Origin of the sequence: Butyricicoccus sp. AF18-9LB, assembly GCF_027684505.1 — a bacterium.
GTDB lineage: Bacteria > Bacillota > Clostridia > Oscillospirales > Butyricicoccaceae > Agathobaculum > Agathobaculum butyriciproducens.
On sequence record NZ_JAQCWA010000016.1, the window covers coordinates 1 to 11,948 of the forward strand.

The following is an 11,948-nucleotide window of genomic DNA, read 5'->3' on the forward strand; positions in this document are numbered from 1 at the left end:
AAGGGCATCAAGCTGTACTCCACCTCGATTCCGATGCTGCTGGCATGTCTGCGCGGATTGCTTGCGCAGCGCGGCGGCTTGTCAGCGGCAGAGGCTGGCGGTCTGCTCGTCAAAGTGCGTGCAGCGGTCAGCGCGGCAGCTGCTGCGGCTTCGGCTAGCTCGTCCGCCGCCGCGCATACCGCGGCACACTCTGCGGCCACAAAGGCCGGAACAGCAGCGGCTGCAAAGGCAAGCTCAAGTGCGGTCGGCGTGAAGATCGTCGCGGGCCTGCTCGTTGCGGCAATGGCTGCAGGCGGCGCAGTTGCAGTGCCGAAGATGGCCCATCAGGTGCAGGAAAAGCAGGTCGAGCAGCAGACGCAGTCCGCAGAAGAACTGGCTGCCGTACAGGCGGATTATGATCAGAATACGGCGTATCTCAATGTCATTTCCGAGCTGCAGGAGCAGTTTGGCGAGCGTACGGACATCTCACGAAATGCGTATTCCGGTCTGCTGACCGCAAAGTTGGTTGATTTTGATGGTGACGGTGAGGATGAACTGTTCTGTATTTATAATGATGGCTCTATCAGAAACAGCGTGGGAAATACCGATGGTGTCAATATCGGCAGCTGGTTTTCTGTGTACAGCTGGGATGGTGAACGCGCAAATCGTGTAACATGGGGACCTCTGTATCACAATAAGACCTACCGCGTTTCGTGGCACGCCACCTATACACTGCCGACCGGTGGGTGCTACCTATATAAAAAGGAAGGCGACCCGAAGACTTATCTCTGCTGGCCAATCGTAAGCACGTACGAGATTGATGAAAAGAATGATAGCAATCGAACGGTAATGGGCATCTCGGATTGGATGCGGGAATATACCATTGAGGACGGAGAGTGGAAGGCGGTTTCGGATATCTCGGCAACGAGAGACCTGAATACCGGTGCGATAACGAGTGTAGGTTTCGGAACTGCTGCCGAGGGCGATGAACATTGGACCCCGCAGGAGGCCGAGGAGGAGCTTTCGGCCATTCGGCGTGACGGCGAATACTTCCGTTCGACCTTCTTCCATGACGGTACAGACTATTCGCTGTCGGGCGAGGATGCGTACATTTTCCAGGCAGCGAAGAAAATTCCGTATTATCCGCAGACACCGGCGAACGGCTTTGAGCCGCCGGAGGCACCGGACGCGCTTATTCAGTCGCTGCTGGCGCAGACTGAGACGGATAAACAGCAGCTGGGCGACTCGTTCCGTGAATACACTGAACCGACGAAAACACCTGAGCAGCTGAAGGCAACCGCAGAGGACACTATCAACGAGGGTCTGCAGTGGGATAATGTATATTACTACGAACTGGGTTCTGCGACGAACTCACAGGTGGGAATGAACTATGCAGCAGGCAGAACGGATTACTGGTGGCAGCACACTTGTTCGGTGCTGATGGACTGTCTCAAACAGACCCTGTCGGCAAACGAGTACAGTGCGTTGGAGCAGGAGCAGCAGGCATGGGAAAAGCAGGCCGAGCAGCAGGCCGAGGCCGCAGGAATGGAGGCCGCAGGCGGTTCAGCACAGAAAATGCTGATCTGGGATAAGTCCGGCGAACTCTACCAAGAGCGTGCCATGCAGCTAAAGGACAAGCTGGCGCAGGTCTTAGGCATGACGATCGAGAGTTAAAGCACATATGCCCATTGACTATAACCCGAAACCCAATTATAATTTAACTATCGACATAATTTGACATCACAAGGGGAAAAACATATGTTTTGCGAAAAATGCGGACACAAAATAGCAGAAGGCGAAGTATTCTGTAGCAACTGCGGTGCACAGGTTGTGCAGCAGGAGCCGGAACCGCCGGTGCAGGAGGTTCCGGTACAGCAGCCACTGACCGAGGACGGCATGTGCCGTCAGATTATCGGCAGCAACAGCGACTACTATCTGGAGCAGTTCGTGGATATCAAGGCGGGCGGCAAAGGACGCATCAACTGGGCGTCCTTCTTCCTGACGCTGTACCATGCGGCGTACCGCGGCGTGTGGGTGAACTGGCTCAAGGCGATGGCTGGGCCGATTATCCTGTTTGTGGTCTGCGTGCTCGTATCCGGATTCATCTGGGGTAGTCAGCTGCTTGTGGCGGCGGTACTGTTGGCGGTCGCGCTCGGTGCGAGCATCTGGGGACTGGTCAGCAGCATTCTGCTCGCGGTGCGCTTTAACCGTGTATACTTTGATCATGTGCAGGAGAAAATCGAGCAGAACAATCTTAAGCCGGACTGTTCGGGCGGCCGTGTGGCACTGTCTGTGCTGGCATATATCGTTGCTGCGGCGATTTTCGGCGGAGCCGTTCGTGCCTCGTGGGCAAGCGGGTTCCTGATCGGTCTGGCGCAATTGTTCGGAAATGAAAGTGCATGGACAGATACCCTTCCGGAAGACGACATGGACGCAGAAGAAGAATTGCCGGAAGAGACTGCCGAACCTGTCTATGTGGCCGACTACGCCGGCTACTGGATGGCAGACAGGTACAACAGCGAAGTGGAAACTTTCATCGGCTTTGAGCTGGTGGGCGACGAAACCGCCTTTGGCATGACCGCGAATGCATCGTGGGATAACAGTAAGTACATCACCACCATCGATAAGCTGTCGCTGACGCTGAACGATGACAACACGCAGGCCACCGGTGCCTACAAGGACAGCCACGGCAACAGCGGTGACGTGACCGTGGACTTTGAGGACGGCGATGTCTATCTCACCATTACGGCGGCAGGCGGCGACCACGGCATGGCCATGACGCGCGAGCACTGCACCAAGGACCCGTTCGGCGCATCGCGCGAGTACAAGGTTGCACAACAGGAAACCCAGCCGCAGGCTAACACGCAGACTCAGCAGCAGACGCAGACCCAGGCTCCGGCGCAGACCCAGCCGCAGCAGGCAGCACAGCCGGTTACGGTGGCTGACCCGTCTGACACGCTGTACAGCTACGTTTACGGCCTGAATGACGCCATTAACGCGGGCACCTTCTCCTATGTTGCATCGACGCTGCTACACGGCAGTTCGGCTTACAAGGAGCAGCAGGCGCTTGTCAGCAAGCTGTACAAGCAGGGCATCAAGGAGAACGTCATTTCGGTTGAAGTAAGCAGCCAGAAAACCAGCGGCAACACCGCTACCGTTGTCTCCAAGGAACTGATTGGCGTTACCTATAAGGACGGCAGCTACAAGGAGATTCCGCAGAGCTACGCATACCATATGCAGCTGCAGTCGGACGGTACATGGCTCATCGACACCATGACCGAGCAGTAAATTTTATCTGGAATAGACAGCCGCCGAACCGCTTCGATGGCTGTCTTTTTTCTCGGAAAAATTTTTCGCAAAAATCGAAAATCCTAAATCCTTTTGAAAATCCCGTTCCTCTTATATCTATGAAGGGAGAAAACAGGCATTCTGCCAAAATACAAACATTACCAATCGGCACAAGAAAGAAGGTAAAACCATGAATGAAGACTACAACAGCAATAATTGCACGCCCAATCCGCAGTACCCGTATCCGGCGTACCAACCGAAGAAAAACCACACCATACCCATCCTTATCTTGATAGCGTGCGTCGCAGCAGCAGTCATTTTCGCAATCAGGTTACTTCCTAGTGAAAACAGTATTGATATGAGTAACTATGTGACGGTAACCTACAGTGGTGATAACGGCACAGGTACTGTAGATGTGGAGTTTGACTACGACTACTTCTGTCTGAGCCTTTTGCCGGACGATGTGAGCACACAGCTGTCTGGTTCGCTGGAGGCGATAGATTATGCCAGTCAGACGGGCGACAGCAGCTACGATGTAGTCCAGTCTCTGCAGTACACGGTGGAGCCGGACAGCGGCCTGTCCAACGGCGACACGGTGACGATCAATTTCACGATGAACGAGGATGCGCTCAAACAGACGCACCGCAAGCTGAAAAGCACCAAGCTGACCTACACAGTTGAAGGACTGCTGAGCGAGGGCGAAATCGACATATTCAAGAATCTTCATGTTACATTCACCGGTATCGAGCCGAGAGGCGAGGCAAGTGTCCAAGGGGATTTTCATGATGATGTTCTCAGCAATATTGAGTATGTACTGGATAAGGACAGCGGTCTGTCCAACGGCGATACTGTTACCGTGTCGGTCAGCGATGAGAGCGTGAACGCCATTATCGCGCAGACCGGCCGCACACCGATAGCAACATCCAAGACTTTTGAGGTGAGCGGACTGGAGAAACTCGTTACTAAGCTGGACCAGATCGACGATGAAACGCTGGCTGCTATGCAGTCGAACGCTGAGCGCGTTATCCAAAAGTATGGTATCTACGATGATTACAAGAAGCCGGAAGAGCGGCTGGCCGGTCTCGAGTATGTCGGCAGCTACCTGAAATATGCCAAGCCGGACGAGAAAGACTTGTATCCGATGAGTGAGTACACTATGGTGTACCGCCTGACATACGAGAACAGTCTTGGCGGTTCAAACTCCAAGTTTGACTATTACATGCGAGCAGGATACTACAATTTGAGCATCGACGAGGAAGGGCAGATTGACGTTGATCTGGATCAGATATTTTGGAACAGCTACAATCTCCGGTTCGATTTCAGTCTGGATGACCCGAACGGTCACGGCTATTCGCTGGAGGGGTATCAAACCCTGCAGGATGTGATAGACGCGATCACGGAAAAGAGCGATGGCTATGAATTGGTGACCGATATCAAGTAACGCATAAAGCAGTAACGCAATATTCCGCTTCCAAAGACAGCCTCCGAAGTGCTTCAGAGGCTGTCTTTTTTGCCCTCAAAAAAATTTCTGAAAATTTTCGACTTTTTTGAAAATCTTAAATCTTTTCCGAAATCCATCCCTCTTATATCTATGAAGGGAGGAAACAGGCGTTCCGCTGACACACACACATCAACTGATAACACAAGAAAGAGGGCAAAAACCATGAATGAAAACTACAACACCAACAATTACGCACCCAATCCGCAGTACCCGTACCCGGCGTACCAGAAGAAGAAAAACTACACGGTACCCATTCTGATTGTAATTATATGCATTGCAGTGGCAGCAATTTTCCTAATGATGTCACTTTCTGGTGGAAAGAGTATTGACATGGAGGACTATGTTACGGTAAGCTATAATGGTACAGAGGGCAACGGCACGGCCACAGTAGATGTTGACTACGACGGCATGTGCGAGCAGCTGCTGACCAAGGAACGTCGCCAGCAGATGGAATACATTACCGGTTCGCAAGACGTTATCAAGTCCGCGGCAAAGTACATGGACGGCAGCTGGGAACTGATTCAGGCGATGAACTACACCGTCGAGCCGGACAGCGGCCTTTCCAACGGCGATAAAGTCACCGTAACCTTTACGGCGGATAAGGATACGCTCAGCGACCTCGGCGTGAAGATGAAGCACCCGACGCTCACCTTTACCGTAAGCGGCCTGTCCTAATCAGGAAAAAATTAACGAAAGTCTGTACAAACAAGTCATAAACGGGTAAAACCCGTAAAATTAGGAGGAAAAACGATGAAAAAGACCATGATGAATAACATTTTCAAGCGCTTTGCGGCACTGGCACTCTGCACCGGCATGGTTACCGGCACGGCACTTGCGGCAAATACGGTTTACAAGAATATCCGCGTGCAGTACTGCGGCATCAAGCTGGTCGTTAATGGCGCACCGGTAACTCCGAAGGATGCAAACGGCAGCACCGTTGAGCCGTTTATCTATAATGGTACAACTTACCTGCCGGTACGCGCAGTAGGCAACGCACTCGGTCAGGACGTTTCGTGGAACGGCAACACCAAGACCGTTTATATTGGTATGAATGAGAGCGACACCGCGGCTAAGAAACTGAAACCATATGAAACGAATGGAAATATGCATGTGCTTGAGGATAGTGGCAGGACAATTTATATGATGAGTAAGCAGTATACACAGGGATTGTATTGTAATTATACTGGCGCTGCATTATACAATATTGATGGCCTCTATAAGTCGCTCGAGATGGATATTGGCCACATCGATGGCGCAGATAAATATTCTGGAACGTTGAGTTTCTATGTAGATGGTGAATTGGTTGATACCTATTCTCTGAGTGGTGAAATGCAGACTGAGCACATTAAGGTTGATTTGAATAAAGGATTACAGCTGAAAATTGTGACAGATATTAGCACTCCGTGGGGTTCGTATGGCCTTGCCAACATCACCTTCAACAAGTAAACCCAAGCAAAACAATACAGAAACAGGGGGTAAACCACTATGAAAAACTGTCCAAAGTGCGGTGCACCGGTAAACGACACCGCCAAGTTCTGTCCGGTTTGCGGCGGCGCATGCTCTGCGCCTGAGCAGCCGCAGCAGAACACGCAGGAGTTTGCGCAGCAGGAACAGCCGAAGCAGCAGAGTCAGCAGCAGTATCAGCAGGCTTCGCAGCAGCAGACCTACCAGCAGCCGCAGTATCAGGCGCCGCAGCCGTCGTACGACCCGTATGACCACACGGCTGAGTTCACAACCAAGGATATTTCGGAAAACAAGGTCATTGCCATGCTTTGCTACCTGATGGGTACGTTCGGCGTTGTTCTCGCGCTGCTTGGCAGCCATAATTCGCCGTATGCGGCATTCCATGTGCGTCAGGCGCTTAAGTTCAGCGTTATGAATATTCTGCTCGGTATTGTGGCGCTGCTGCTGTGCTTCACCGTTATCGTGCCGATCCTGTGCGCAGTACTGGCACTTGTGCTGCTGATCGTCCGCATTATCTGCTTCTTCTCCATCTGCAACGGCAAGGCGAAGGAGCCGCCGATTATCCGTTCGTTCGGCTTCCTGCGTTAATGACACAGAAAGCGTCCGTTCCTCGTGTGAACCGCTCCCTGGTCAAGTAGACAGACGAAAAAACAAAAAGTTTTCTCCAGGACCTCATCTCAGAGGTCCTGGTTTTCTTTTATGCAGCATCCAGCAAGCTGCGGTAATTCATAATCTTCGTAAGCCAGGTGTTTGCCTTTTCGTGGTCTGTGATATGATTGAGATAGTCCATAGCGATTGCCTCTTTCTGTGTTGGATTTTTGTCGCAAATTGATTCTAATACAGGGGCCATCGCTGTGGACCTTTTATTTGACTAAATGCGCAACCTCATTTTACAACGCGCGGTTTTTAATAAAAGAGAGATAGAACAAAAGCCTCAGACGGTAAAATGTCTGAGGCTTTTGCTATGTCCGCATGGACGGTAAATAGACGGTAAAAATTTTTTCTTCGATTTCTATTTGTACAGAAAATAAGAAAAACCGGTCATTCCAAACGAAATAACCGGTTGATCTGGTACGCCAGAAGGGATTCGAACCCCCGACCTTTTGGTTCGTAGCCAAACACTCTATCCAGCTGAGCTACTGGCGCATACATGATCTATTTTCTTTCGCTGTCGGCGTTTCGCTTTGTCGCTCTCGCTGACTGCCTTATTATAATATCACGGGTGGGCCCTGATGTCAACAATTATTTTCAGATTTTTTGAAAGTTTTTTCGGAAACCTGTTTTCGGCAAAACAAAGCCGCCTGTGGGGGAACAGGCGGCTATATACAGCAGAGAAATTGGAGGTCTGCCATATACCTTATATTGCGTTTTATTCCTGCGGCGGAATGGTATCGAAGCCGATCTGCAGTTCTTCATCGGTGGGAATGTGGTTGCGCATGGTGCCGTTATGATATGCCTCGTATGCTGCCATATCAAAGTAGCCGGTACCGGTCAGACCGAACAGAATGGTCTTAGCTTCGCCGGTCTCCTTGCACTTGAGTGCTTCGTCGATTGCGGCGCGGATGGCGTGGCTGGATTCCGGAGCTGGAAGAATGGTCTCTACCTTGGCGAACTGAACTGCCGCGTCGAATACGTCGGTCTGCTTGACGGAAACCGCCTCCATATAACCGTCGTGGTACAGCTTGGAGAGGATCGGACTCATGCCGTGGTAGCGCAGTCCGCCTGCGTGGTTGGGCGCGGGCATGAAGCCGTTGCCGAGCGTGTACATGCGGGCCAGCGGTGTAACGTGGCCGGTATCGCAGAAATCGTAAACGTACTTGCCGCGCGTGAAGGACGGGCAGGACGCAGGCTCAACCGCAATGATGCGCGGGTCAGCCTTGCCGAGCAGCTTATCCTGCATGAACGGGGAGATCAGGCCGCCGAGGTTGGAGCCGCCGCCGGCACAGCCGATCACGATATCCGGATACTCGTCGAGCATCTCCATAGCCTGCTTGCTCTCCAGACCGATGATGGACTGGTGCAGCAGCACCTGATTGAGCACGGAGCCGAGTACATAGCGGTAGCCCTCGTGTGTAGTAGCCACTTCAACGGCCTCAGAAATCGCACAGCCGAGCGAGCCGCCGGTGGTCGGATCGTGTGCCAGAATAGCGCGGCCTGCCTCGGTCGTATTGGACGGAGACGGCGTTACATTCGCGTCAAAGGTTTGCATGATAGCCTTGCGGAACGGCTTCTGCTCGTAGGAGACCTTAACCATGAATACCTTCAAATCCAGTCCGAAATATGCGCATGCCTCGGAGAGTGCAGTACCCCACTGACCAGCACCGGTCTCGGTGGTAAGGCCCTTGAGGCCCTGTTCCTTGGCGTAGTACGCCTGTGCGATCGCGGAATTCAGCTTGTGGCTGCCCGAGGTGTTGTTGCCCTCAAACTTGTAGTAGATCTTAGCCGGGGTGTCCAGCGCCTTCTCCAGATTGTACGCGCGGCACAGCGGAGACGGACGGTACAGCTTATACATATCGAGCACCGGCTCGGGAATATCAATGTAGCGGGTGTCGTTGTCCAACTCCTGGTGCGCCAGCTTTTGGCAGAAGATGGGGTACAGCGCTTGTTCCGGCAGCGGCTGGTGCGTACCCGGATGAATCAGCGGGTCCGGCTTTTCCTTCATGTCCGCCCGCAGGTTGTACCACTGCTTGGGCATCTGGTCTTCGGTCAAATAAAGTCTGTGGGGGATCTTAGCCATGGTGATTGCTCCTTTGCAAATTTCAGATAGAGCGGAGAGATGGTGAATATCTTCATTCGTCACTCTCCACTCTGTTTTACAAAATAAAAAACTCCTGTCCCAGATTTCTCTTGGGACAGGAGCGAATACGCTCTTGCGGTACCACCCAGATTGACGCAAACTGCGTCCACTCTGCTCACACATCAAACAATGCGCGCTCCCCTGATAACGGGTGGAGTCCCCGTCGCAGTTACTTGGCCCAGCCGTTCGCCTTGCCCTGCTGAAGTCCATTCACACGGTCCTTGCCTGCCGCAATCACACCGCCTGCGGCTCTCTTGGAGGTTCGGTCTCCCTGCTACTCGTCTTCGTCATTGGTTTGTGTTGGTTTACTTGGTATGGTCACAGTATATTCGCAAAACGGAGGATTGTCAAGTGTAATTTGCGAAAAATAATATATTATTTATGATATAAATTCTTATCATGAGAATGAAGGCCACAGTATCGTCTTTTTCTGCATACTGTGCTATAATGGGTAACAGAATGAGAATTTATCGAGGGAGCGAGTGCAAATGCGCGTGATCGAGGGGGAAAACGAACTGCGGCTGACCTGTTCGCGGAGTGCGAGCGGCGGCATTGCGCTTTTGCGGTGCGAAACGCAGGACGATATTGTGCGTCTGCCGGACGAGATCGACGGCGTGCCCGTCACCGAGGTCGGCGCGTATGTACTCAGCGAGCGGGCCCCCGATCTGACAGGCAGGGACACGTTCGCTGTCCGTATTACCTGCGGCGGCACGGAGCCGAAGCACAATGCAGCGGCTATCCGCACGGTTACGCTCCCGAAGGATGCAAAAAGTGTTGGCAGTTATGCATTTTATAACTGCCGAAACCTTGAACGCATTGAACTGACTGATTCGGTGAGTGAATTCGGCGGCGGTGCCCTGATGAACTGCATGAGCCTGCGTGAAGTCATCCTGCACGCCGCGCCTTTCGCGCCGACCTGCCTGCCCAGGCTGCTCGGCGAGTACGCCGGAGAACTCGATGTGCGGTTTGATGAGCACGCGCGGCTGCTGTTTCCCGAGTACGTCGAGGAGCTGGAGGACCTCAGTCCGGCGCATATTTTTCAGCGGCGCATTCACGGTGCAGGCTACAGCTACCGTCAGTGCTTTGACGGCGGTGTGCTGAATTTTCGGCAATATGATGCTGCCCTGAGCGAACTGCTCGAGCGGCACGATTTTGCGGTCGCGGCACGCGTTGCCGTGCGGCGGCTTGCCGTACCGTTTGTGCTCTCGGATGCCGCAAAAGCGGAGTATCTTACGGTTTTGCGCGCACACGGCGGAAATTTGGCGCAGTCCTGCGCCAAGGCAGGCGAGACCGCTGCCTTGACTTTCCTGCTGTCGCTCGGTGTGCTCTCTGCCGCCGATGTGGATGCCGCGTGCACGTCTGCCCGCGAAGCAGAGCAGACGGCAGCGCTGTCCGTTCTGCTGTCAGCCGCCGGCAAAACGCAGTCCAAGGGACGCGCCAAATCGTTTGAATTATAATATAAATAATATAAAGTTATCAATAAATCCGCAGGGCAGGGTGCCCTACGATGCAAGATGAACCTGTGAGGTGATGTTTTCTATGTCGCAGTTCTCCCGTTGGACTTCTATCGGACGCGAAATCCTGTTTTCCGCCCGCACCGAACTGTACATGAACCTGCCGTTCCTCGATTCCGCGCTGGCGGCGCTGCCTGCGGCAGACGGTTACGATACACCCACGCTCGCTACCGACACGCGCGTGCTGTTTTTCAGCGGTGCCTGGCTGGCGCAGCAGTACGAGCGCTCCCGCGCGAACGTCAACCGCGCCTATCTGCACACGCTGTTCCACTGTCTGCTGCGCCATCCCGGAAAGACACGCGGACGCGATGCCGACCTGTGGGATCTTTCGTGCGATATTGCGGTCGAAAGCATGCTGGATTCGCTGGATTACCGCTGCCTGCAGGCGGAAAAGGTGTCGGTTCGGCGGCAGAATATCTACCGCGAACTGCGGGACGAGCTGCCGGTCCTGACGGCTGAGGCGGTCTATCGCCACTTTCGCCGCACGCGGCTGAATTCGTATGACTGTGCCACGCTCACGCGCGTGTTTGCGACAGACGAGCACACGCTGTGGTACAAGGAGGACGACGATCAGCAGGAGCGCCGCTGGCAGCAGCAGGCCGAGCGCACGCAGACCGCGATGGAGACGGTTTTCGCGAACAAGGCGGAAGGCGGTCAGGCTGTGCGGGAGCAGTTTGCCGTTTCCACCCGCAAAACGACTGATTTCCGCGCGTTCCTGCGCCGTTTTGCCGCTCTGCGGGAGGAGGTCTCGGTGGATGCGGATTCGTTCGACTACGGCTACTACGCCTACGGACTGCGTCATTTCGGAAATATGCCGCTGATCGAGCCGTTAGAAACGCGGGAGGTGCGGAAAATAGAGGATTTCGTCATTGCCATTGATACCTCGATGTCCACCTCCGGTGAACTCGTGCGCGCGTTCCTCAGCCGCACCTATGAGCTTTTGCAGGAGAACACCAGCTTTTTCCGGCATTTCAACCTGCGTATTCTGCAGTGCGACGATCAGCTGCGCTCGGACAAAAAGGTGACAAATGCGCGGGAACTTGCGGAATATATGGAGCATTTTGAACTGATCGGTCAGTCTGCGACCGATTTTCGTCCGGTTTTCGAGCACGTTGACCGCTTAAACGCCGAAGGCGCGTTCCGCCATCTGCGCGGCCTGCTGTACTTCACGGACGGACTCGGCATCTACCCGAAAAAGCGTCCAAAGTACGATGCGGCATTCGTCATGCTCGAAGGCGAAGCCTATCCGGATAAGGTGCCGTCCTGGGGAATTCGGGCGGTAATCAGCGAGGATGCGTTGGCCGTAGAATGAAAAAGGACGCTTTACGCGTCCTTTGAGGCTGTCGCGAAACTACAGTTTCGCCGACAAGCAGGAACGGACCGTGGGCCGTTCCAAAGTCGTCCG

The 11,948-nt window shown here is 53.6% G+C and carries 9 protein-coding genes and 1 tRNA gene; 8 read left to right on the forward strand and 2 right to left on the reverse strand.

The genetic code is table 11. From position 1 onward, the window contains the following. The 6 genes from PGY33_RS09830 to PGY33_RS09855 all read left to right on the forward strand — a co-directional run. On the forward strand, window positions 1–1,653 hold a 1,653-nt coding region (locus PGY33_RS09830), incomplete at its 5' end, for a lysozyme inhibitor LprI family protein (RefSeq protein WP_270478421.1). An 84-nt stretch (window positions 1,654–1,737) separates the two neighbouring features. Continuing rightward, window positions 1,738–3,267: a zinc ribbon domain-containing protein gene (locus PGY33_RS09835; RefSeq protein ID WP_270478423.1), complete on the forward strand. Its 1,530-nt coding sequence runs from the start codon at window positions 1,738–1,740 to the stop codon at window positions 3,265–3,267. 190 nt (window positions 3,268–3,457) lie between these two features. Continuing rightward, entirely contained in the window at window positions 3,458–4,708 is a 1,251-nt protein-coding gene (locus PGY33_RS09840; protein WP_118480549.1) for a hypothetical protein, read from the forward strand. Window positions 4,709–4,930: 222 nt separating this feature from the next. Next, window positions 4,931–5,443 (forward strand): hypothetical protein, encoded by a 513-nt coding sequence (locus PGY33_RS09845; RefSeq protein WP_118480551.1) that lies wholly within the window; start codon window positions 4,931–4,933, stop codon window positions 5,441–5,443. Between the two features lie 75 nt (window positions 5,444–5,518). After that, window positions 5,519–6,214 carry a stalk domain-containing protein gene (locus tag PGY33_RS09850; RefSeq protein WP_270478427.1) on the forward strand — a complete coding sequence of 232 codons (696 nt, stop codon included), beginning with the start codon at window positions 5,519–5,521 and terminating at the stop codon, window positions 6,212–6,214. Window positions 6,215–6,253: 39 nt separating this feature from the next. Next, window positions 6,254–6,820, forward strand: a complete 567-nt coding sequence (locus PGY33_RS09855; protein WP_270478429.1) for a zinc ribbon domain-containing protein — start codon at window positions 6,254–6,256, stop codon at window positions 6,818–6,820. A gap of 481 nt (window positions 6,821–7,301) precedes the next feature. Here the strand turns inward: PGY33_RS09855 and PGY33_RS09860 are convergent. Then, a tRNA-Arg gene (locus PGY33_RS09860) sits at window positions 7,302–7,378 on the reverse strand. A gap of 223 nt (window positions 7,379–7,601) precedes the next feature. Next, on the reverse strand, window positions 7,602–8,969 hold the full coding sequence (locus PGY33_RS09865; RefSeq protein ID WP_270478431.1) for a TrpB-like pyridoxal phosphate-dependent enzyme: 1,368 nt from the start codon (window positions 8,967–8,969) through the stop codon (window positions 7,602–7,604). 548 nt (window positions 8,970–9,517) lie between these two features. Between PGY33_RS09865 and PGY33_RS09870 the strand changes: the two genes are divergently transcribed. Together PGY33_RS09870 and PGY33_RS09875 are read left to right on the forward strand one after the other, a co-directional pair. Further along, window positions 9,518–10,486 (forward strand): leucine-rich repeat protein, encoded by a 969-nt coding sequence (locus PGY33_RS09870; protein ID WP_118480557.1) that lies wholly within the window; start codon window positions 9,518–9,520, stop codon window positions 10,484–10,486. Window positions 10,487–10,568: 82 nt separating this feature from the next. Next, window positions 10,569–11,855: a vWA domain-containing protein gene (locus PGY33_RS09875; protein ID WP_118480559.1), complete on the forward strand. Its 1,287-nt coding sequence runs from the start codon at window positions 10,569–10,571 to the stop codon at window positions 11,853–11,855. Window positions 11,856–11,948 lie beyond the last annotated feature (93 nt).